This is a genomic window from Gaoshiqia sediminis (genome assembly GCF_025907915.1).
In the GTDB taxonomy this organism is placed as follows: Bacteria; Bacteroidota; Bacteroidia; order Bacteroidales; family Prolixibacteraceae; genus Gaoshiqia; species Gaoshiqia sediminis.
Window position 1 is genome coordinate 103,407 of sequence record NZ_JAPAAF010000004.1, and the last position, 22,071, is coordinate 125,477.

Annotated in this window: 19 protein-coding genes; 7 read left to right on the forward strand and 12 right to left on the reverse strand. The window is 44.7% G+C overall.

Features of this window, described 5'->3' with window-relative positions; translation table 11 throughout:
• Positions 1 to 2: 2 nt before the first annotated feature.
• The 4 genes from N2K84_RS04515 to folP form a co-directional block, all read right to left on the reverse strand.
• Positions 3 to 965, reverse strand: coding sequence for an NAD(P)H-dependent flavin oxidoreductase (locus N2K84_RS04515; RefSeq protein ID WP_282590590.1), 963 nt, complete (start codon positions 963 to 965; stop codon positions 3 to 5).
• A gap of 268 nt (positions 966 to 1,233) precedes the next feature.
• A complete protein-coding gene (locus tag N2K84_RS04520) occupies positions 1,234 to 2,343 on the reverse strand; it encodes a mechanosensitive ion channel family protein (RefSeq protein ID WP_282590591.1) in 1,110 nt (369 codons plus the stop codon).
• Positions 2,309 to 3,109, reverse strand: a complete 801-nt coding sequence (gene cdaA, locus N2K84_RS04525) for a diadenylate cyclase CdaA (RefSeq protein WP_282590592.1) — start codon at positions 3,107 to 3,109, stop codon at positions 2,309 to 2,311. The genes N2K84_RS04520 and cdaA overlap by 35 nt, the downstream gene beginning before the upstream one ends.
• Positions 3,110 to 3,919: a dihydropteroate synthase gene (folP, locus tag N2K84_RS04530; protein WP_282590593.1), complete on the reverse strand. Its 810-nt coding sequence runs from the start codon at positions 3,917 to 3,919 to the stop codon at positions 3,110 to 3,112.
• A gap of 302 nt (positions 3,920 to 4,221) precedes the next feature.
• On the opposite strand from folP, the gene N2K84_RS04535 reads away from it, so the two are divergent.
• From N2K84_RS04535 to N2K84_RS04545, 3 genes are all read left to right on the forward strand, one after another.
• Positions 4,222 to 4,764 (forward strand): DUF1599 domain-containing protein, encoded by a 543-nt coding sequence (locus N2K84_RS04535; protein ID WP_282590594.1) that lies wholly within the window; start codon positions 4,222 to 4,224, stop codon positions 4,762 to 4,764.
• Between the two features lie 14 nt (positions 4,765 to 4,778).
• Positions 4,779 to 5,963, forward strand: coding sequence for a BT_3928 family protein (locus tag N2K84_RS04540; RefSeq protein ID WP_282590595.1), 1,185 nt, complete (start codon positions 4,779 to 4,781; stop codon positions 5,961 to 5,963).
• A gap of 101 nt (positions 5,964 to 6,064) precedes the next feature.
• Complete coding sequence (locus N2K84_RS04545; RefSeq protein ID WP_282590596.1) at positions 6,065 to 7,705, forward strand: alkaline phosphatase family protein; 1,641 nt, start codon at positions 6,065 to 6,067, stop codon at positions 7,703 to 7,705.
• Positions 7,706 to 7,760: 55 nt separating this feature from the next.
• Here N2K84_RS04545 and pgl read toward each other — a convergent pair whose 3' ends face one another.
• The 7 genes from pgl to mutY form a co-directional block, all read right to left on the reverse strand.
• Positions 7,761 to 8,492 carry a 6-phosphogluconolactonase gene (pgl, locus tag N2K84_RS04550; RefSeq protein ID WP_282590597.1) on the reverse strand — a complete coding sequence of 244 codons (732 nt, stop codon included), beginning with the start codon at positions 8,490 to 8,492 and terminating at the stop codon, positions 7,761 to 7,763.
• A 40-nt stretch (positions 8,493 to 8,532) separates the two neighbouring features.
• Positions 8,533 to 10,044, reverse strand: coding sequence for a glucose-6-phosphate dehydrogenase (gene zwf / locus N2K84_RS04555; RefSeq protein ID WP_282590598.1), 1,512 nt, complete (start codon positions 10,042 to 10,044; stop codon positions 8,533 to 8,535).
• A gap of 47 nt (positions 10,045 to 10,091) precedes the next feature.
• Complete coding sequence (locus N2K84_RS04560) at positions 10,092 to 10,733, reverse strand: 4'-phosphopantetheinyl transferase family protein (RefSeq protein ID WP_282590599.1); 642 nt, start codon at positions 10,731 to 10,733, stop codon at positions 10,092 to 10,094.
• Between the two features lie 28 nt (positions 10,734 to 10,761).
• On the reverse strand, positions 10,762 to 11,340 hold the full coding sequence (gene gldD, locus N2K84_RS04565; RefSeq protein ID WP_282590600.1) for a gliding motility lipoprotein GldD: 579 nt from the start codon (positions 11,338 to 11,340) through the stop codon (positions 10,762 to 10,764).
• A gap of 83 nt (positions 11,341 to 11,423) precedes the next feature.
• Positions 11,424 to 12,743 (reverse strand): gliding motility-associated protein GldE, encoded by a 1,320-nt coding sequence (gene gldE, locus N2K84_RS04570; protein WP_486865278.1) that lies wholly within the window; start codon positions 12,741 to 12,743, stop codon positions 11,424 to 11,426.
• A gap of 19 nt (positions 12,744 to 12,762) precedes the next feature.
• Positions 12,763 to 13,200 carry a single-stranded DNA-binding protein gene (locus N2K84_RS04575; protein WP_282590601.1) on the reverse strand — a complete coding sequence of 146 codons (438 nt, stop codon included), beginning with the start codon at positions 13,198 to 13,200 and terminating at the stop codon, positions 12,763 to 12,765.
• A 135-nt stretch (positions 13,201 to 13,335) separates the two neighbouring features.
• A complete protein-coding gene (mutY, locus tag N2K84_RS04580) occupies positions 13,336 to 14,391 on the reverse strand; it encodes an A/G-specific adenine glycosylase (RefSeq protein WP_282590602.1) in 1,056 nt (351 codons plus the stop codon).
• Positions 14,392 to 14,521: 130 nt separating this feature from the next.
• Here mutY and N2K84_RS04585 point away from each other — a divergent pair, with 130 nt between their 5' ends.
• The 4 genes from N2K84_RS04585 (at position 14,522) to N2K84_RS04600 (ending at position 19,823) form a co-directional block, all read left to right on the forward strand.
• Positions 14,522 to 14,809 carry an HU family DNA-binding protein gene (locus N2K84_RS04585; protein WP_282590603.1) on the forward strand — a complete coding sequence of 96 codons (288 nt, stop codon included), beginning with the start codon at positions 14,522 to 14,524 and terminating at the stop codon, positions 14,807 to 14,809.
• A gap of 219 nt (positions 14,810 to 15,028) precedes the next feature.
• Positions 15,029 to 16,579, forward strand: a complete 1,551-nt coding sequence (locus tag N2K84_RS04590) for an Rne/Rng family ribonuclease (protein WP_282590604.1) — start codon at positions 15,029 to 15,031, stop codon at positions 16,577 to 16,579.
• Positions 16,580 to 16,641: 62 nt separating this feature from the next.
• Positions 16,642 to 17,685 carry a helix-turn-helix domain-containing protein gene (locus tag N2K84_RS04595; RefSeq protein WP_282590605.1) on the forward strand — a complete coding sequence of 348 codons (1,044 nt, stop codon included), beginning with the start codon at positions 16,642 to 16,644 and terminating at the stop codon, positions 17,683 to 17,685.
• A 122-nt stretch (positions 17,686 to 17,807) separates the two neighbouring features.
• Positions 17,808 to 19,823, forward strand: coding sequence for a protein-disulfide reductase DsbD family protein (locus N2K84_RS04600; RefSeq protein WP_282590606.1), 2,016 nt, complete (start codon positions 17,808 to 17,810; stop codon positions 19,821 to 19,823).
• A 75-nt stretch (positions 19,824 to 19,898) separates the two neighbouring features.
• Here N2K84_RS04600 and N2K84_RS04605 read toward each other — a convergent pair whose 3' ends face one another.
• Entirely contained in the window at positions 19,899 to 21,980 is a 2,082-nt protein-coding gene (locus tag N2K84_RS04605) for a beta-galactosidase (protein WP_282590607.1), read from the reverse strand.
• Between the last annotated feature and the right edge of the window lie 91 nt (positions 21,981 to 22,071).

Here is a 22,071-nt window from a genome sequence, read left to right on the forward strand (position 1 = left end):
GTTTAGAATGAAAAGTTAGATCCGTCAATAAGTTCATGTCGGGCCTGTTCATATTCACTAATCAGGTTGTGCATGATTTCTTTTACGCTGGGAATATCGTTAAGTATGGCCGAAACCTGGCCGATTTCCAGTTCTCCTTCATTCAAATCGCCCTCGAACATGCCTTTTTTTGCGCGGCCCCGTCCCAATAATTGCCGTAGTTCTTCTTCCGGCGCGCCCCGCAGTTCTGCCTCGTTGACCCGTCTGAAAAACTCATTTTTAATCAGCCGGACTGGAGCCAGTTTTTTCAGGGCCAGTTTGGTACTGCCTTCACCTAAACCAACCACTAATTTCTTAAACTCGATGTGGGCCGACGATTCCTGTGAAATGGCGAAGCGTGATCCGATCTGTACGCCTTCTGCTCCGAGGGCCATGGCAGCCAGCATGGATCGTCCGCAGCCAATCCCACCGGCTGCCATCAGCGGTAAACTTGTTGCTTTTCGAACTGAAGGGATGAGGGCCAAGGTCGTTGTTTCGTCGCGTCCATTGTGACCGCCAGCTTCAAAACCCTCTGCAACGATAGCATCCACATCGGCTTCTTCGCATTTCCGGGCAAAATAGGAGCTGGCAATTACATGGGACACCTTGATACCTCGCTGATGGAGCCAATTGGTCCATGCTTTGGGGCTGCCCGCCGACGTAAACACGATTGGTACTTTTTCTGCCGCGATAATCTCCATAATGGTTTCCAGCTCGGGGTAAAACAAGGGCACATTCACACCATAAGGTTTGTCTGTCGCCTTTTTTGTTTTTTGAATGTGCTCCAGTAAGGTTTCCGGATGCATCGATCCGGCTCCTAACAGACCCAGTCCGCCGTGATTACTTACGGCCGAGGCCAATTTCCATCCACTGCACCATACCATACCTCCTTGAACAATCGGGTATTTAATATTGAATAAGGTTGTTATTCTGTTTTTTGTGTTCATCCTTTCTGTTTTTTGTAACCCATATCACCGCATTTTCATCAGCCTATGGTTTGAATTGTAAATTTGTTGCTTTAAATTTTTATCGAAAATTGATCCGTGCCAACGAAGTGACTTCATTCTATAAATTGAATTAACCGACAATCGTTGATGGGAAAAAGTAAATCGATGGGCAAAGTTAGCAGAAAATGAAATACTGATGGGCAGATGATTGATTTATGAATAAAGGGAAGCGACAGATTTTTGGGGATTGCAGTGACTGAAATCGACCCTATCCTTCAAAGTGTTTCGTTTTTAGGTGCAGATCGCGCTGGGGGAATGGAATTTCCACGTTGTTTTTGCGGAATTCGTCGTCGATTACAAAACGCAGGTCGCTTTTGATGTTTTCAACCAAAAAGTCATTGACCGTCCAAAAATAGAGCTGGAAATCAAGGGATGACTCTCCAAAATCATTGAAACGGACAAATGGTTTTGGTGCACGGGCAATCTGCTTATGCCCATCGGCCGCGGCCAGCAAAATCCGTTCAACCAAACGGACATCGGAGCCGTAGGCAACCCCAACATTCACATGAAACCGTGTCGCATCATCGTTGTGTGTCCAGTTGATGATTTTTTCGCCGGTGAAGCGTGAGTTTGGCACGATAATTACCACATTGTCGCGGGTGAGCACTTTCGAAACCCGCAGCCCGATTTCAAGAACCCGGCCCACAACACCTTCTACTTCCACCACATCATCTACTTCGATAGAGCCATCAAACAAGATGATAATCCCGGAGAAGAAATCGTTGAATATATGCTGTAGCCCAAAACCAACACCGACCAATAAGGCCGATACACTGGCTATTACCAAGGTCATCCGGAAACCCAACGAACTAATAATGATGGTAAACCCAACCATCCAAATCAGATATTTAATAATTTGAATGAACGATTTTCCTCTTCCGCGGTCCATTTTTTTCCGCTCAATGCGCAGATCCATCAGGTATTCGCTAACAAAGGCGAAAATGCGGATGAAGTAGATGATGACGAAAATGATGAACAGATTTGCTATTTTGACCGTGAATTTTTCGGTGGTAAAGAGTGGGTGCTGCAGAATGGTTTGGTAGTTAATTCGGAGTACTTCAAGCAGTAAAATCAAGGCAATAAACCAGGTAATGGCCCGGATTCCTTGTCTCAAAAAATGCGAAAACCTTTCCGGTACCTGGTTTCTTTTACTGTATCGGTCAAGAAGGCGAATGCTTAGTTGGTTGACAATAATTGCCACTGCAAGTATCACAAAGAAAAGTATGATTTGCCACAACGAGTAACTGGCATCTCCTAATCGAAATATTTCCAGATTTTTCATTTCAATCATCCGAATCATCTGATGGGTGAAGTACATTTTCCAGCATTTTCGACAGCTCGGCCAGTGAAATGTTCAGGTGTAATTCGCCAGCTTGTGCCACCGAAATTTTTCCTTTCTCTTCGGAAACAATAATGGCCATGGCGTCGGTCACCTCCGAGATTCCTAGTGCGGCACGGTGCCGCAGTCCTAGCGTTGGGTCCAGGTCGTGTTTGTCGGTTATGGGCATAATGCAGCGGGCTGCAACAATTCGGTTGCCGAGAATAATCACGGCGCCATCGTGCAGAGGTGTATTTTTAAAAAAGATAGTTTCGAGCAGGGCGTCCGAGATGCGGGCATTGATTTTTTCGCCGGTTCGCACAAATTCGCGCAGTTCCGATTTTTGAGCTACCACGATTAGCGCCCCCGTGTAAGTACGTGCCATATTCTCGCAGGCTTTCACCAGCATCTTCAATTGCTGGTTCGACGGGGTTTTGTATTTGTCCGATGAAAAAAGCTTATCCATGCCAAGCAGCCTGTTAACCTGGTTGTTGCTGCCAATCAGTAGCAAAAAACGGCGTATCTCCTGTTGAAAAACCACGATCAGCGCCAGTACGCCCACCCCGATAAATTGCCCCATCAGCGTGTCGATTAGCTCCATGTTGAGTGCGCGAACCAGCAGCCAAAACAGATAAATGACAAATAGTCCGATAAAAATATTAAAGGCAACCGTGCCCCGGATGAGCATGTACAAATGGTACAGCAGGAATGCGACCATCAGGATGTCGAGGATATCGAGAAAACGTATGGCGATAAACTGGTTCATTTATTTGGCCACCTCTTTTAACTTCTTAAATAATGTTATCGCGTGAACGGCCTCCTTTACGTCGTGGACCCTCAAAATATCGGCACCGCCCAGCAAGGCCATCGTGTTTGCAGTGATAGTTCCCGGAAGGCTTTCCTCCGGCGTAACCTCCAGCAGTTTATGGATCATCGATTTTCGGCTGACCCCAACCAGAACAGGCAGTTGAAATACCTTAAACGAGTCCAGCCGGTTTAGCAAATCGTAATTGTCTTCCACGCTTTTGCCAAATCCGAACCCCGGATCAAGGATAACATCTTTCACACCAGCCTTGGTTAGTTTGCGTACCTTTTCCGAGAAATATTTCGATATATCTTTAATAACGTCGTCGTAATGCGGGTTTTCCTGCATGGTTTTCGGGTTTCCTTGTATGTGCATCAGAATGTACGGAACTCCCAATTTTGCTATGGTATCGAACATGTGCTCGTCGAAATCTCCACCCGAAATGTCGTTTACAATACATTCGCCTATTTCATCAATTACCCGTAAAGCGACCCACGAACGAAATGTATCAATTGACATCGGGACATTGGGAAACTGCTTGCGGATGGCTGTAACTGCTGGCAATAATCGGGTCAGTTCTTCCTTGGTCGATACGCTGTCGGAACCCGGTCGGGTGGAAACGGCGCCCACGTCAATGATGTCTGCCCCTTCCTTCAGCATTTGTTCGGTGCGCTTTAATATGTCTTCTTCCGTGGCATATTTGCCGCCATCATAAAACGAATTGGGACTAACATTCAAAATCCCCATGACCACAGGGTTGGTTAAATCCATTAATTTGCCATTTAGCGTAATCGTACTTTTTCGTTTGAAAAATTTGCTGGCAGAACTGGTGATCAACATAAATCAGTCAGATTTTGAGAAGTTAAACATTGCTGCTTACAAATGTATAATAATGCCGTCAAAATACGTATTTAATTTCTATTTTTATGGCTCAATACATAATGAAATCAACATAAAGAAAAGCCTCATTTTCGGTACTGAAACGTGCTTCAGAAATGGTTTCCCGGAACATCCGGCATAGACGGCACAGGAGTTGGTAATGGCCAGTGAGGTGAACGAATAAGTAGAAAAACATGGAAAAAACAATTCAGGAATACGATCACGTAATTGGGATCTGTCAGGATATTTTTACGAAAAAAATGATGGACTATGGAACGGCGTGGCGCATTTTACGTCCGAGTTCGCTGACCGATCAGATTTTTATTAAAGCCCAGCGGATCCGGAGCATTGAAATGAAAGGTGCCATGAAGGTGGACGAGGACAGCCGATCGGAATACATCGGTATCATTAATTATTGCATTATGGCCTTGATCCAGTTGGAAAAAGGGATTTCGGAGAAGGACGACTTGGGCCCCGACGAAACCTTACAGCTTTACCTGGCTTATTTTAGTAAGGCTAAAGAATTGATGCTGAATAAAAACCACGATTACGATGAAGCTTGGCGCAGCATGCGGATCAGCTCCATCACTGATTTAATTTTGATGAAGATAAAGCGGACCAAACAAATTGAGGACAATGCCGGGAAAACCATCATCTCGGAGGGAATTGACGCCAATTACCTGGACATGATCAATTACGCTGTTTTTGCGTTAATAAAACTTGAGTTTTGCGAATAAACGAATTTTTTACGATGAAAGTATTATGGCATACAATCCGGTTGTTGCTGGGCCTGGTTTTTATTTTTTCCGGTTTTGTGAAAGGTATTGATCCCTGGGGTTCTGCTTTTAAGTTTACTGATTATTTTACGGCCTGGGGGATGGAAAGCCTTACTCCGTTGGCTTTTATTCTGGGGATTTTGCTCTCGGCCACCGAGTTTATCACCGGCTTGGCCTTGGTGGCCAATGTGTTTGTTACTTTTTTTTCGTGGGTTGCCTTATTGTTTATGGGTTTTTTTACAGCCATTACCTTGGTTGTGGCAGTAAGTAACCCGGTTACCGACTGCGGGTGTTTTGGCGATGCCCTCATCCTGACTAACTGGCAAACATTCTGGAAAAATATTGTCTTACTGGCCTTTGCTGTACATGTGTTTTTCTTCAGAAAGACATATATGCCTGCCAGGCAGTCGTTGGTTGCCGTTATCATGAGTGGTGCCACCGTGCTCGTTTTTGCTTATCTGGTGGACTACTCGTACAAACATTTGCCCATTATCGATTTTCGGCCATACAAAATCGGGGCAAACATTCCACAGGGAATGTTGATTCCTGAAAATGCGCCAAGGGAGGTTTATGAAAATACCTTCTACTACAAAAACAAGCTGACCGGTAAGCAAGAACGGTTCACGCAGGATAATTATCCCTGGCAGGACAGTTTGACTTGGGAATTTGTATCGATGGATTCGAAATTGATCCAAAAAGGATACGAACCGCCTATTCAAAATTTTACCATTGAAACACCCGATGGCGAAGATATCCGGGACTTTTTCCTGTATGACGAAAACTACACGTTTATTTTGGTGGCATATGATTTGGCGAAGGCCGACAAATCGAAAACCGAACAAATTAAATTTCTTTCCCATTATGCGTTGGATACGGGTATGAATTTTATCGGGTTAAGTTCCACTTCATTTGATGAGGCCGAACAATTTGTGTTGGCCAATGAATTTCCATTCGAGTTTTTTAATTGCGATGAAATAACTCTGAAGACCATTATTCGTTCCAATCCGGGGCTGGTGTTATTGAAAAATGGTACCATTGTCGATAAATGGCATTATAACGATATTCCAACCGTTGACGAATTTATCAAGCAGCGGGCCTATCTGGATAAATTGAACCTTTCTGCCAGCGGAACCGATGAAGAAAAAGATACGGATCGGTAGGCGGTTTTTGACCAAACTGTTCTGTCCCTTTTAAGGCTCCTCTTGGCAGGGAGTCTTTTCTTTTTTATACATTTGGGGCTTTGTTAAAAAGTCAGATGAAAATGTTACGATTCAACCCAATATTTCTGTTATTCCTGATTCTTTTTGCTGGTAATTTTGTCAGCGCCCAATCCTCGAAAATTGCTGCCGCAAATCCGCCTCGGCTCGTGGTGGTCATCAATGTGGAGCAAATGCGCACCGATTATCTGAGCCGGTATGCTGACAAATTTCAGCAGGATGGTTTTCTTCGTTTGGTCAACCAGGGAGCAGTATGCAGCAATGCCTCCATGAACCTGCACGTTAAAAAGTGCCTGACAGGCGTTCCAACCTTGTTCACCGGTGTTTATCCTGATCGGCATGGGATCATCAATGAAAGCTGGTATGACCGGTTGAAGGAAAAGGAGATTAATGCACTGGACGATAGCTATTATATGACAGTGGGCAGTGATTCTCCGGAGGGGCAACGCTCGGCGGCTTTGTTGTTGAGCCCAACGCTGGGAGATGTTTTAAAACTGAACACGAATGGAAAGTCCAGGGTGTTTTCGGTGGGCTTGAATGATTACAGCGCTGTTTTTTCGGCCGGACACGCTGCCGATGGCGCTTACTGGCTCGATAACCAGACCGGGCACATGATTTCCAGCTCGTATTACGTAGGCCAGTTCCCGGCTTGGGCTTTCGATTTTAACAATAAGGGTATGGCCGGGATGTACATTGGACGGGACTGGACAACCCTCTTGCCCATAAGTAGTTACGGTGCCAGTTTGAATGATGATTATGTCCTTGAGAAAGGCTACTATGATAAATGGAATACTTTCCCGTATAATCTTAAAAAGTTGATGTCAAATGCCGGGAGTTACAAGGTGCTGAAAACTACTCCTTTCGGAAACCGTATGATCAAGGACTTTGCTGTGAACCTGATTGAGTCAGAACAATTGGGGCGTGATGAAGTGCCCGATTTGCTCACGATCAGTTTCTCGTCGATGGATTATGAAAACAGTTCGTTTGGCCCTTCTTCGGTGGAGATGCAGGACATTTATCTGCGGCTCGATCAGGATATTGCCAGTCTACTCACTTATCTCGACAAAGCGGTTGGAATGACCAATACTCTGGTGGTGCTCACATCGGCGTGTTCTGCATCGTACCCGGTAACTTACCTGAAAGAAGAATTCAACATGCCGGTTGGTTATGTGGCTCCCGAGAGTATGATTGCGCTCTTGAAATCGTTCCTGAACATTACTTATGGGCAAGGCGATTGGATTGAATTTGTAAGCGATCAGCAGATTTACATGAACCGTCAGCTGATTGAAAAAAAGGGCTTGGCTCTCGAAACTGTGCAGGCAAAGGCCGCTTCGTTTATCAATCAGTTTGAAGGGGTGAAACTGGCCCTTCCGGCTTCCGATTTCACCCGGGGCGATTATGTGAAAAGCCAGTTGATGGCCATTGCCAAATCGTATAACCTGAAACGCTCGGGCGATGTGTTGTATGTGCTCGAAGATGGCTGGCAGCCTCAATTTAAGTACCATCGTACCATTTATAACGACAACTCGCGCATTCCGCTAATCTGGTTGGGCAGTTCGGTGAAGAACACACGCATCCTCGATCAAGTGGATGCCATTGACATGGTGCCAACTATTTTTGAAATACTTGGATTCGATGTGCCTGGCCATTGTGAAGGACGTATCCTGGAAGAGATTCTGCGGTAAATTGCTAGATGGCAAAGCTTCATTTTTAGAATTTGGCATCCGGTATCGACTATTTTTAGTTGTCAATTCCGGTCGCTGCTTCCTGGTCAAAATAAAATGCCAGCTTGCCATGCGTTGGCCGGATATGGGTCGCCGGTAATTTTTCGGCTTTTTCCAGCTTATTTATAATCTCTTTCACCCGTTCGGCCTTTGACTTCCCCGTCACTAAAAAGAAAACACGTTTGGCATTGTTCAGCACCTTGCCGGTCAGCGTCACCCGTTTTTGTCCGCTTTCCGGGTGAGTGGCCACAGCGCAAACCTGTTCCGAATCGAGCAAATACATCTGGTGAGGAAAAATAGAAGCGGTATGCCCGTCGTTTCCCATACCTAATATAATCAGGTCGAAAACCGGCCAGCCATCCGTGTGTGGCATTAAGTTGACGATTTCCTGCTGATAGGCGGCAGCTGCCTCTTCCGGGCGCCATTCGCCTTTTACCCGGTGGATATTCGTTTCGTCAACTTTAATTTTGCTGAATAAATGATCACGTGTCATCCGATAGTTGCTTTCACCATCGGTTGGCGGTACGCAACGTTCGTCGCCCCACCAGAAATGAATCCGGTCCCAAGGCATGATAGTGGCATATTGTCGCGCCAGGATATCAAAGAGCAGGGCAGGGGTGCTTCCGCCTGACAAAACCAGGTGAAACGGTTTTTCGCTGCTGCTTGCCAGTTGGTATAATTTTTTCGCAAAAGCGTTGGCCACTGCTACGGAATTGTCGAATACTTTTATTTTAGGTGGTTTGTTCATTGCTTTTCCTTTTCAGATATAAATGGAACAGGGACGGTTGCTAGAGTTCGCAATAATTTCCGTCGTCCGAGAGGTTTTTGCAGGGATAGCGCCAGCTTCCGCCTTCAATGAGTTTGTCGGTCACTTCGGGGCCCCAGGTTCCTGCGGGGTAACCGTAAACGGGAATGTCGGGATTGTTTTGCCAGGCATCCAGAATAGGCTGAACATAGGCCCACGCTTTTTCTACAGCATCTCCGCGCGAATACAGGGTGGCATCGCCTTGCATGCAATCAAGCAGCAAGCGTTCGTAAGCCGACGGCAGGTGTGTATCAGCCAAATCGTCATAATGAAAATCCATGTTGACGGTCTGCACCCGAAAACCAGCCCCGGGAACTTTCATCCCAAATTTCAGCAAGATGCCTTCATCCGGTTGAATCCGGATGATAAGCTGGTTGCTGGTTTGCTGGCTCGCTTGGCTCGTGCCGAAAAGGTGGTGCGGCGTTTTTTTGAAGTGAATGACCACTTCGGTTACACGGGTGGGTAATTTTTTCCCGGTGCGAATGTAAAACGGAACCCCGCTCCAGCGCCAGTTGTCAATGAAAAATTTCATGGCAAAAAAGGTTTCCGTGCGGCTTTCCGGGTTCACTCCTTTTTCCTGCCGGTAGCCTTTTACCAATTCTTTTTTTATGTGCGATTCTGTGTATTGTCCGCGTATAACCTGGCTGGCAACGTCATCTTCTTTAATTGGCCTAAGCGACTGGAAAACTTTCAACACTTCGTTTCGGATGGCATCGGCCTCAATCACAACCGGCGGCTCCATGGCCACCATGCCCACCAGCTGCATCAGGTGGTTTTGCACCATATCACGCATGGCTCCCGATTGATCGTAATAACCGCCGCGTTCCTCCACGCCCAGGCTTTCAGCCGATGTAATTTCTACATGCTGAATGAAGTTGTGGTTCCAGATAGGCTCGAAAATGCCGTTGGCGAAGCGGGTCACCAGCATATTTTGTACTGATTCTTTGCCCAGGTAGTGATCGATGCGATAGATCTGGTCTTCATCGAAATAATGAAGCAACTTTTTGTTTAGTTTTTTGGCCGAGGCGAGGTCGGTGCCAAAAGGTTTTTCCACAATCAGGCGGCGAAATCCATCGTCCGATTTATTCAGTTCCACGCTGGCCAGGTTGGCTGGTATCACGTCGTACAGTTTTGGCGGCGTCGACAGGTAAAAAATATAATTTTCGGCTATGACATTTTGTTTGGCGATGGTAGCCAGTCGATCCCTCAAAATCGGGTACTCATAGCCATCATCGGTAGCCAGCGGTTGGTAATAAAGTTTGGGGAGAAATTCTTCCACAACCGATTGGTGCGTCTCTTCTTCGGGGAGAAATTCCGTCATTCTGTTTCTGAATTCCTCATCCGAAAGTTCGGTACGGCTTACTCCCAACACGGCAAATTGTGCGGGCAGCAACTTTTGTTTGTACAAATCGAAGAGGGCAGGGATCAGTTTTCGTTTGGTCAGGTCGCCGGAAGCCCCGAAGATGACCAGTATGTGTGGTTTTGTGTGATTCATTTTTTAGTTTTTTCTGAGATAAACAAGTAAGCCGCGGTTATGTTTGGCTATTTTTTCGTTCGCGGATTATTCCTGTTGTCATCAATCAGACAAACAATAAGTTGCCTGTTGAATTGAAATTGGTGCACCCGGAAGTTCTGGGTTTTATCCGCCGTTAATGTGGCTGAGAGTTGTTTTTCATCACTAATTCCGACTTGAATTTGCCGGGCAAAATGGATACCCGGAATTCCTGCAGCTTTGTATGCAGCTTCCTTGATTCCCCAAAACAATCCGTGCCCGTTCGGTATGGTACGGGCCAGTTCCATTTCTTTGGGCGAAAGATACTTTTTTTCAACCCGGACGAAATCCCGGTCTGCATTTTCAATATCCAACCCGATGGTTTTTGAGGGATGCAGAAAAACACCGGCAAGCTTATCGGAGTGGCTGATGCTTATTTGATGAAAATGCTCGTGTTCGATCTGTGGCCTCCCGATTTCGGTATAAGAAATATGAGCAGGACTACATTCAACTTCACGAAGAAGCAACCTGACGGCCAGCCATTCTTTCCGCCTTTTGGGGTTGGTCAGCAACGAAAATGCTTTGTCGCTCAGCGCTTCCGGAATCAATATTCTCAATTCTTCCGGCGTTTCCGTAAGCTCCCAGATGAGCAGCAGTCCATCAAAAACAGATATTTTTTCTAATAATGGCATGGCAGTAATGTGTCAAGGGCGGTTTTGTCTATTTCCACCTGGTGGTTTCAATCAGGCGGATTACGTCCGGTTTCAGAAAATCGATCACTGGCCGGATTGAATCGATATTGGGGATTTCGCGAATGTACATGGCTCCGCGCAAAAAATGCCGGTTACTGTCGGTAAGGTAAAATTGCAGGGGCGAAGCAGCGTTCCCCTCAATAAAATAAATGGTACCGTACACCCTCTCTGTTGGGTTGATAAAGAGTTGCTCGTTAATGGCTTCTGCTTTTATGCTGTGGTCGTAGGCCAGTTTTCGCGAATCCTCAATGTGTTTGGCCAGATCGCCTTTCAAAGGGGCGTAAGTTATGTGCAGATCTGCCTTGTTTCCCGGGGTTACGACATTCACCCAGCTTTCGTTTGTTGTCTGGTTGGTAGTAGTAACGTTCGAATAATCAGCTACTTCGAATGAGAAAGGAAGCGGTAGGTCCGCTTTGTGGTACGATTTTTCGGGAAACGAAATCCTGAAATAGCCGCGCGGTTTTGGGGTGTGTTCATGGTTGGTACAGGCCGAAACCAGGAGGCATATCCATAATATTAGACTTCGGTATATGGGTGACTTTTTCATTTTTTAAAAGCTATGTTGAGTGATGAATTTCTCTTTTTTAGGTGAAATGCATTGATCCAAAATCATTCAACAATCCTCATTCATTAACGGATTTCCACCTTTATTTTTTTTATGCGCCGGTTGTCCACCGCATCGATAGAAAAAATAAAATTTTTGCAGGTGATTTTTTCGTGCATGGCCGGAATATCACCTTTCAGCTCCAGGATAAGACCGGCAAGTGTGTCGGCATCTCCTTTGTATTCATCAAAGATGTGCTCATTGCTGCCGGTAATTTTATAAAAATCATTGAGCAGGGTTTTACCATCAAACAAGTATTTGTTTTCGTCAATCCTTGTGAAATAGGTTTCATCTTCGTCAAACTCATCGGCGATGTCGCCCACGATTTCTTCCAGAATATCTTCCAGTGTCACAATGCCCGAGCTGCCTCCGTACTCGTCAACAACTATCGCCATATGAACTTTGTTTTTCTGAAATTCTTCCAGCAAATCATCTATTTTTTTGGTTTCGGGCACATAAAATGGTGGACGGATGATGGATTGCCAGCGGAAATTTTCGCGGTTGTGGGTATGGGGCAACAGGTCTTTGATGTAGAGGATGCCCCGGATGTTGTCGAACGAACCCGAATAAACCGGGATGCGCGAATAACCCGATTCGTTGATCAGGTTGATTACTTTATGGTACGAATCTTTGATGTCCAGGGCCACTACATCAACGCGGGAGCGCATGATTTCTACGGCGCTTTTATTGCCGAATTTCACAATGCCCTCCAGTATGTCTTTATCCTCCGAAAGTTCGTGGTCGGCTGTGAGCTCTAAGGCTTGGGAGAGCTCGTCCACCGAAATGTTTTGCGTGTGGTTTTGCATCTTCCGGTTCACAAACGAAGTTGAATAAATGAGAATGGCGTTTAACGGTCTGAATATGCGTTCCAGTATATATAGCGGGATGGCCATCAGGCGCGCAACGCGCATGCAATGGCGCGTGGCATAAACCTTAGGGATAATTTCTCCGAAGAGTAACAGGAAAAAGGTAATAACAACTACCTGAAAGATATAACCTACGGTTTGTGCGTTGGAGAAGTCAAAGATCATATTGGTAGTGTAGGCAGAGAGTATTACAATGCCTACATTGACAAAGTTGTTGGCCACCAATATGGTAGCCAACAACTTTTCGGGATACTCCAGGTTTTGGAGTATATAGTGCATATATTTTTCTTTTTTACTTTTCAGCCGTTGCCGGTCTTTCGGACTAAGGGAAAAATAGGCCACTTCGGAGCCGGAAATGAGCGCTGAAGATATCAGCAATATCACAATAAAGAATAGACTGAAAATTGCAGCTGCAGTGAGAGGATGAAAATCAACATCCCAGCTGAGGGCTAAATTTTTAGGTAAAGGGTCGGTTTCCAATTAATAGTTGTTTTAGTTACTAAAATGGCAAATCGTCTTCTTCCGATGGGCTAAAATCGGGCTCAGCGACGTTGTTTGCCGGTTGACTGGCCGGTGCAGCATGGTTATTGCCTGGTGCATCGGCACCTCGTGGACCACCCAGCATTTCCATATTGTCGGCATATATTTCGGTTGTGTAACGTTTGTTTCCGTCTTTGTCGTCCCAGGCACGTGTGCGGATACGTCCTTCGATATACAGCTTGTCGCCTTTTTTTACGTATTGTTCAACCACTTTTGCCAGTCCACGCCAAACGACGATGTTGTGCCACTCGGTAGTGGTCACTTTTTCGCCGTTTTTGGCGGTGTAGCTTTCGGAGGTCGCCAGCGTAAAGTTTGCTACTGCTACGTCTTTGTCAAGGTGCCGGACTTCCGGGTCGCGGCCAACATTGCCAATTAATAATACTTTGTTTACAGACATGATATTATAAGTTTAAAATTAACAAAATAAATTTACAACATTCCTCCTTGAAAACAGGAACATTAAGTTCATAATTTTACGAACAATGTATATTTTTTTACGGAACGTAACTCTTTCCCGAATTAACCAGCGTTCTCACCAATTTAATCTTTCCAATTCCCGTTCAATCGGTTTCGGAACAGCAAAGTTAAAAATATCTTTTTTATTCACTTTGATGAGGGAAGAAAGCATGTTTTTTTTGTAACATGTGCGAATATGGATAAACCTGTAATGAATGTGCTGGTGACTGAGGACCTGTTTGTGCCAGGGACTTATCCCGTTGATTTCGAAATCCAGGTTGCTGAAAAATTTCAATAGTCCTTCTTCAAGTTCTGTTACTTCAGCTTTGTGGTCAGTCTCAATAACCGGGAATTCGTATAAGTTTTTCCAGATATCACTTTTCGTTCGTTTATTTAAAAACGTTTTCTGCCCTGCATCAATCAGCAGATAATTAAAATACCGGTGTTTGATTTTTTGTTTTCCGACCTTCACCGGAAACTGGTCAACCAGATTGGTTTGGCGGGCAACACATCTATTCCGAAATGGGCAACTATCACAATCCGGATTCCTGGGGGTACATTGCAAGGCTCCAAACTCCATGATTGCCTGGTTGTAGTCCCCTGGATAGTCTTTGTCAATCAGTTGGTTGGCAAGTTCTTTGAAAGTCTTTTTTCCTTCGGTGGTATCTATTGGAGTGGAGATAGCAAACAAGCGGGAAAGTACCCGATAAACATTTCCGTCAACTACCGCGTGTGGCAAGTTGAATGAAATGGAAGCGATAGCGGCGGCAGTATATTCTCCTACTCCTTTAAATTTTAACAACTCCGAGTAGTTTTTTGGAAAATTTTCATGGTGTTGATTAACAATGTTTTGGGCTGTGTGGTGCATGTTTCTTGCCCGGGAGTAGTACCCCAGGCCTTGCCAAAGTTTCAGGATGTCGTCTTCGCTGGCGTTGGCAAAATGGGTTATCGTCGGGTATTTTTCCAAAAAACGGAGGTAATACGACAAACCTTGGTTAATTCGAGTTTGTTGTAAAATAATTTCGGAGAGCCAAACCGAATACGGCGCATTATTTTCCCGCCAGGGAAGCGTCCTCTTATTAATGGTGTACCATTGCAATAAGTCGGCGGCAATTGCTTTCAAATTCTCCATAACTGCTTTAGAATCTTTGTGAATTGCAAAAATAATTCAATTCATATGTTTCTAGTTCTCAAATAATTTTTATTTTTGCACACCGATTAAGGCGAAAATATAATTTATTGAAAACTAAATATTTTAAGAGATGACTAAAGCAGATATTGTTAACGAAATTAGCAAGAACACAGGGATTGAAAAAGTAACTGTTCAAAAAGCAGTGGAAGCTTTCATGGAAACTGTAAAAGATTCTTTAACTGAAGGTAGAAACGTTTACCTGCGTGGTTTTGGAAGTTTCATCGTGAAAAAAAGAGCAGAGAAAACAGCCCGAAATATTTCAAGGAATACAACAATTATCATTCCTGAGCACTTTATTCCGTCGTTTAAACCGGCGAAAACATTTGTATCTCAAGTTAAGGACCAAGTAAAAAAGTAAATTATGCCAAGCGGAAAAAAAAGAAAAAGACACAAGATGTCAACGCACAAGCGTAAAAAAAGACTACGTAAAAACAGACATAAAAAGAAGAAATAGTTTTCCCTTTTTAGGTAAAACTATAACGTTCTGTTGGTTAAACCTAAAGCACACGGGTGTTTTAGGTTTAATCTGTTTTATGAGTCGTATTTATGCGAAACTAATTTCTAATTTAAAAACGTTGTGAGTAGCGATCTGATTATTGATGTCACTCCCTCGGAAGTCGTTATTGCCTTATTAGAAAATAAACGCTTAGTTGAGCTAACAAGGGAAAAAAGCGGAGCAAAATTTGCAGTTGGCGATATTTATTTAGCCAGGGTCAAAAAAATTATGCCGAGCTTAAACGCTGCATTCATCGACGTTGGGTATGAAAAAGATGCATTCTTGCATTATCTCGACATGGGGCCGCAGTTTTCAACTTTAAATAAGTTCATGAAAATTGCCAGTTCTCCCAAAAACCGTATTTCTTCGCTGTCAAAAATCCAATCAGAGCCCGACATTAACAAAGAGGGCAAAGTTACAGAGGTGCTAAAGGCCGGACAGAATATTCTGGTACAAATTGCCAAAGAGCCCATATCAACCAAGGGGCCCCGGTTGACCTCCGAACTATCAATTGCAGGAAGAAATTTAGTGTTGATGCCGTTTAGTGAGAAAATCAGTATTTCTCAGAAAATCAGCTCAACCGAAGAAAAGAACCGGCTGAAGAAATTGATTCAAAGTATCAGGCCGAGGAAATATGGTGTCATTGTCCGGACCGTCGCTGAAGGAAAGCGCGTGGCCGAATTGGACCAGGAACTGAAGAAACTGGTCGCCAAGTTTGAAACGATTTTCCAAAAATTAAAGCGAGCCCAGGCGCCGTCTTTAATCGTGGGTGAAATCGACCGGACAACCGCCCTGTTGCGGGATATTTATAACCCAAATTTCAGCAGCGTAATTGTAAATGATGCTGCTGTTGCCGATGACATCGCAGAATACCTTGGAACGATCGATCCGGAGAAACGAAAGATTGTCAAATTGTATAAAGGCGGTCAGCCTATATTTGAACATTTCGGGATCGAGAAGCAAATTAAGTCGTCATTTGGAAAAACCGTTTCATTTAAAAGCGGGGCTTATCTGATCATCGAACACACCGAAGCTTTTCACGTTATCGATGTGAACAGTGGTAACCGCTCGAAAGCGGGAGTTGATCAGGAAACCAACGCACTGGAGGTGAACCTTGCAGCTGCTGAGGAAATTGCACGACAATTGAGGTTGAGGGACATGGGGGGCATTATCGTTATCGATTTTATCGATATGCACAATGCCGAAAACCGACTAAAGGTTTATGAACGCATGAAAGAGGCGATGGGCGCCGACCGCACCAAACACAACATATTGCCTTTAAGCAAGTTTTGTTTGATGCAGATAACGCGCCAACGGGTCCGGCCCGAAGAGCATGTTGAGACAGCTGAAGTTTGTCCGTCATGCAAGGGAACCGGAAAAGTAACGCCGACAATTCTCTTTACAGATGAACTGGATAATAAGGTCAATTATATTTTTAAGGACCTGAATAAAAAGGGTTTGACCTTAAAAGTTCATCCTTACGTTGCTGCATTTTTAACTAAGGGACTGATGTCCCAAAAGCGAAAATGGGCTTTCAAATTTTTAAGACGTGTTACCATTGAAGGAGTGAATTCCATGAGTTTCTTGGAGTACCATTTTTTTGATGATAATATGGAAGAAATAATACTTTAATGGCAAGTCCCGGGCAAAATGACCGGGATTTGTTATTTTAGGGATGTTTTTAAGCTGTTATCATGACCAGAACCATCCTGTTTTTGTTGTTTGTATTTCTGACCGGAGGATCGCATGCTTACGAAATCATCGGAAAGCTGAACATTTCCTCTGATTGGCAACCACGCATTTACCTGGCGTCCATCAATTCGCCGGAAAATTTGTTTGTAGCTTCCCCTGAATTTATTGTCAATGAAACCTTTATTGAACCGGACGGCAATTTTCGGCTTTCGGGACAGGATATGCCCGATGATCCGCGTTTTTATCGTCTGTACCTTGTTCGCAACAACTTGTTTGCCGTTGAGTTTATGACCGATTCGGTCCGGAATTTTGTTCACCTGATATTAAATAATCAGGATAGTATCTATCTTGAGAATAGTGATCCCTACCAGGTGTTTGGTGCTGTACAGATCACCGGTGCTGCAAGAAACGTACGGTTAAATGAATTCGAGAATGCATATTACCAGAAGCGTAAGCTTATCCAGGAAATTAATACGGTTGCCAAACGGGATTTTTATAGCCAAAGTTTAAATAAATATATTCGTGAGTTTGTTGAAGGATGCGATGATCCGCTCGTTGGATTATTCGCTATTTATCACATTGCGGATAAGGAAACAGACTTTCTGAGAAACCCCGGTTTTTACTTCAGCTTTCAGGATCGGTTGGCAGTTTCCCACCCTAAACATTTTTATGCGCATGCATACAATAATTTGATAACTAATTTGGTCGGGTATCGCGATCTGGTTTGTGAGATCCCCAAAATTACAAAGCCCTGGCGCACCTGGATTATCTGGGGCGAGGCAGCCATTATCTTTTTTCTGCTGTTCCTGCTTTTTCGGAAGCGTCGTAATCGGTCAAGTGATAAAGCTGTGGAGCTTAAAAATCTGTTGACCGAAAAAGAACGCCTGATATGGGAAAGCCTGGCTGCCGGAAAAACCAACAAAGAGATTGCTGCCGATTTGTTTATTGAGCTGAGTACCGTAAAAACCCACATCAATAATTTATACAAACGACTGGGGGTATCGAGCCGGAAAGAGGCTATCGCCTTGTACAATCAACAAAAATAAAATGCATCCTGATGGGGGACTAGAACCTTTTTCAACCCTTTTCGGTCAATTATCAACCTACCGTTTTTATAGGTTTTAGGCGATACCGCTTATTTTTGTGCCATTCATATAAATTTTGAACGATGAAGCAAATAACTCTTTTTATCGCATTGATCCTGTTTTCTCTGCAGTCGTTTTCTCAAATTCTTGAGCCTGTAAAATGGTCTTTTGATTCCAGGCAACAGGGCGATGAAGTGCAACTGATTTTTAAAGCTACCATTGAAGAAAAATGGCATTTATACGATACCAGCCTGCCGGATGGCGGTCCGGTGCCAACTTCAATTAATTATAGCGATACCAGCCAGTTTGAGTTGATTGGCGAGTTGACTAAAATTCCGGAACCGACCGAGAAGTTTGATGAGACCTTTCAAATGGATCTTCGGTATTTCAGTCACGAGGCTGAGTTCATTCAAACCATTCGGCTGAAATCTGACCAGCCGGTTGAAATAAGCGGTTATGTGGAGTTTATGTGCTGCGACGATGAAACTTGCTTGCCTCCAACCGAGGTCGATTTTAACTTCGAATTCAATACTTCCCCCGATCAAGAGGGTGCTGCCGGGGTAAGCGGGGAGAAGCAACAAACGCCTCCGATAAAAATAATGACCGACAAAGGAAAAGAGGGCTCCATTGAAACGATGTGGCTGTTTTTCTTTTTCTCCTTTTTGGCCGGACTGGCTGCAATCTTGACGCCTTGTGTTTTTCCGATGATCCCGATGACGGTTTCATTCTTCATGAAGAGCGGAGAAAATAAACTAACTGCAAAGTTGCATGCGGTTTTCTACGGGCTTTCGATCATTGCCATTTATACCATTGTGGGAACGCTGGTTGCGGTGCTGTTTGGGCCGGATGCCGCAAACTGGCTGAGTACCCATTGGGTGCCAAACACGCTGTTTTTTCTCATTTTCATGATTTTCGCCTTCTCGTTTTTCGGCATGTTCGAGATTGTCCTGCCCGGTTGGCTGGTCAATAAGTCCGACAGCCAGGTTGATAAAGGCGGTTTTTTGGGCTCTTTCTTCATGGCATTGACGCTGGTGTTGGTTTCTTTCTCCTGCACAGGGCCCATTGTTGGCGCTATTCTGGTTGAGTCGGCAGGGGGCGCGGTATTAAAACCGATTATTGGCATGTTTGGTTTTGCGTTGGCTTTTGCACTGCCGTTTACCTTATTTGCCTTGTTCCCTGGCTGGTTAAGCAATTTGCCAAAATCAGGCGGATGGCTAAATTCGGTAAAAGTAGTGCTTGGCTTCCTGGAACTGGCGCTTGGCCTGAAATTCCTTAGCATCGCCGACCAAACCTATCATTGGGGAATTCTTGACCGTGAGGTATATCTGGCGATCTGGATTGTCATTTTTGTATTGTTGGGCTTCTATCTGCTTGGAAAGTTGAAGTTCTCGCACGACAGTGATGTGAAGCACGTTTCCGTTCCCAGGTTAATGATGGCCATAATCACCTTTTCGTTTGTGATTTACCTGATCCCCGGTATGTTTGGTGCGCCACTAAAATCCATTTCCGGTTATCTGCCTCCGCAAACGACACATGATTTTGATTTGCACAAAATCATCCGTGATGAGGTGAGACTAGTTACTTCATCGACTGGCACTCATGCGTTTAATGGCGTAAATGAATTGTGTGACAACCCGAAATATGATGATTTCCTGCATTTGCCCCACGGGCTGAATGGTTATTTCGATTATGAACAAGGAATGGCGTGTGCCAAGGCCCTGAATAAACCCGTCTTCATTGATTTCACCGGACACGGCTGCGTAAACTGCCGCGAGATGGAAGCCACTGTTTGGTCCGATCCGCGGGTGCTGGAGCGCCTCAAAAAAGAGTTTGTCATTATAGCGTTGTATGTTGACGATAAAACCACCTTGCCGGAAAGTGAGTGGGTAACTTCGGCTTATGACGGAAAGGTAAAAAAGACGCTGGGGAAAAAATACGCTGATTTCCAGATCACCCATTTTGGCGTAAATGCACAGCCTTACTATGTTTTGCTGGATACCGACGGCAATATGCTGGTTGCGCCAAAAGCCTATGATTTGAACCCGAATAACTTTATAGAATTTCTGGATGAAGGTATCCGGAAATTCAACCAACAGTAATCTCCGTTTTTTAGTTCGAAAAAATCCCGGCCATTGATTTGACCGGGATTTTTTTGTTCGGGTTTTTCCTTTTGTTTATTCTTTCCAAACGGTAACGCCTGGGCTGGTCAGGGTTTTGCTGCCAACCAGAATTTTGGCCGGTTCGCTTATTGGCAGTTCATAGGGCTGCGACGAATAGTTGACCGCCACGTAAAAACCATCTTCCCATTCTATAAAAACACCTTTGGGCAGATTTTCAATGTTGGCGCCTGCTTTTTTATAAACCTCAGCCATCAGGTCTTTTTCCAGGTTTTTGTCGTCCGTATCTATACCGATATAAGTGACCGTACCTTTTCCGGCTTTGCGTGTAACTGCGGCAGTCATTCCTTTATAAAACTGATTGTCGTAGTTGGCCAGCACTTCCGTACCTTCATTCGCAATCAGTTGTTCTCCCCAATTGTTCCATCGGTATTGTTTTCCGTTGAATGAAACAAGTCCGTTCCCGTCTTCCAGCATCAGGTCGTAGCCGTCAATTTTTGCCCCGATCAGGTTCCACATCGGCTCGGCCCATTGGGCTTCAAAGAGGTGCCCGTTCCGGTCCTTGTGCCCGGTACGGCAAGTAATAATCAGTTGTCCGCCTTCCTCTGCATATTTCTTCCAACGTCCGATCAGTTTTTCATCCACCATTTGATAGGCCGGAACGAGCAAGAATTCGTAATCCGAAAAGTTGTTTTCTTCCGTAATAATGTCCACCGGACAGCCAAACGATTTCAGAATGTCGTAGTAACTTTTTACGAATGACCAGGTGTTCCACTGCCGGGTTCGTTTGGAGATCTCGGTATCCCAAAGGTTATCGTGACTCCAGAGGATGGCCGTTTTCTTTTTCAGCAATTCCCGGGGCATTTCTGCTTTCGGGTCGTATTGGGTACGCAGTTCTTTTATCTGGTTGATGAATTGCTCGTATTCCAATCCACCGCGGGACGGGGTGACACCGTCAGGGCCGATAATGCCGTGGTGGTATTGCTCCGAACCGTAAAGCGGTTGGCGGAAGCGGTACGTGCAGGCAAACGATGAACCACCTGCCCATGCATTCCACAGCCACATATTGACAGCGCCCGGCTCCGGAATCGGGTTAATGGGGGCCCAGTTTACCTGGCCGGGTTGTAGCTCCATTACACCGGTAACGCCGTTTATCGGGCGGTAAAAGTCGTTGGCAAAACTGATGTTGTTGTGGATGCCCAGCCGGAAACCGTTGTCGCCCACATTTTTCTCGCTGCTCACCGGATACATCGTGTAGCAGCTGAAAGTGAACTCTTTTGGCCTGCGCGGATCAGATGAAGTGATCGAATGGATGTAGTTGGAGGTGATCCACTGGTCTTCCGAAATGTATTTCTTTAAAATGCTGGCTTGAAAATCCAGAAACTGGGCTTGTTTGTCAGCCAGAAAGCGGTGGTAATCCAGCAAGCCGGTAGGACTTACCCCATATTGAATGGCAGGATTGGGAATATTGATTTGTTCGAAATCCTGGTATAGCCAGCTCCAGAATTTGTTTCCCCAAGCGTGGTTTAATTCTTCAATCGATCCGTATTTCTCTTTCAGCCATAGGCGAAATTTTGCCTGTGCATTCGGACTGTAATCTTCCAGCGAATTGGGCTCATTGTCCAATTGCCAGCCAATTACAGTAGGGTTGTTTCCGTATCGTTTGGCTAATTCCACAACAATTTTCTCTGTATAATCCTGGAATAAATCGCTGGAAGTTGAATAATTGGCCCGCGAGCCATGGAACAACATTTTTCCGTCTTTGTCCATGCGGTAAATGTCCGGATGTTCGACCGACATCCAGATAGGAGGGCAGGGCGTGGGGGTACACATGACCACCTTCAGCCCTTTTTCTGCGGCTATTTTTACGGCTTTGTCCAGCCAGGCAAAATCATATTTTCCTTCTTCCGGTTCCATAAAAGCCCATGCAAATTCACCAAAATGGGTGAATTCGAATCCCATTTCAGCCATTTTCCCCAAATCGCGTTCCCATTGCGATTCGGGCCAGTGTTCAGGATAATAATAAGCTCCAACGGTTATGAGTTGTTCCTCCGGGAAATAAGAATGTGTCGCAGTTTGTGCCTTTAAACCAGCTGATGAAATCAGTAAAAGGAGAAAAAGTAAATTGATTAGTTTCATAGTTAGTAGTTTAATTGGTGAACAAATTTTCCGGCCAAATCACTTGAGTAAAATGGGCCATCAGGACAAATATACTTTGTGAAATTGACAA

Coding starts and splice junctions, on each gene's coding strand:
- N2K84_RS04520 (WP_282590591.1), bottom strand. CDS start 2,343: ATGTACTTCACCCATCAGATGATTCGGATGATTGAAATGAAAAATCTG.
- folP (WP_282590593.1), bottom strand. CDS start 3,919: ATGGATTTAACCAACCCTGTGGTCATGGGGATTTTGAATGTTAGTCCC.
- N2K84_RS04595 (WP_282590605.1), top strand. CDS start 16,642: ATGACCAGAACCATCCTGTTTTTGTTGTTTGTATTTCTGACCGGAGGA.
- N2K84_RS04600 (WP_282590606.1), top strand. CDS start 17,808: ATGAAGCAAATAACTCTTTTTATCGCATTGATCCTGTTTTCTCTGCAG.
- N2K84_RS04605 (WP_282590607.1), bottom strand. CDS start 21,980: ATGAAACTAATCAATTTACTTTTTCTCCTTTTACTGATTTCATCAGCT.
- N2K84_RS04515 (WP_282590590.1), bottom strand. CDS start 965: ATGAACACAAAAAACAGAATAACAACCTTATTCAATATTAAATACCCG.
- zwf (WP_282590598.1), bottom strand. CDS start 10,044: ATGAATCACACAAAACCACACATACTGGTCATCTTCGGGGCTTCCGGC.
- N2K84_RS04535 (WP_282590594.1), top strand. CDS start 4,222: ATGGAAAAAACAATTCAGGAATACGATCACGTAATTGGGATCTGTCAG.
- N2K84_RS04545 (WP_282590596.1), top strand. CDS start 6,065: ATGTTACGATTCAACCCAATATTTCTGTTATTCCTGATTCTTTTTGCT.
- N2K84_RS04575 (WP_282590601.1), bottom strand. CDS start 13,200: ATGTCTGTAAACAAAGTATTATTAATTGGCAATGTTGGCCGCGACCCG.
- N2K84_RS04585 (WP_282590603.1), top strand. CDS start 14,522: ATGACTAAAGCAGATATTGTTAACGAAATTAGCAAGAACACAGGGATT.
- N2K84_RS04560 (WP_282590599.1), bottom strand. CDS start 10,733: ATGCCATTATTAGAAAAAATATCTGTTTTTGATGGACTGCTGCTCATC.
- pgl (WP_282590597.1), bottom strand. CDS start 8,492: ATGAACAAACCACCTAAAATAAAAGTATTCGACAATTCCGTAGCAGTG.
- gldD (WP_282590600.1), bottom strand. CDS start 11,340: ATGAAAAAGTCACCCATATACCGAAGTCTAATATTATGGATATGCCTC.
- N2K84_RS04540 (WP_282590595.1), top strand. CDS start 4,779: ATGAAAGTATTATGGCATACAATCCGGTTGTTGCTGGGCCTGGTTTTT.
- mutY (WP_282590602.1), bottom strand. CDS start 14,391: ATGGAGAATTTGAAAGCAATTGCCGCCGACTTATTGCAATGGTACACC.
- cdaA (WP_282590592.1), bottom strand. CDS start 3,109: ATGAACCAGTTTATCGCCATACGTTTTCTCGATATCCTCGACATCCTG.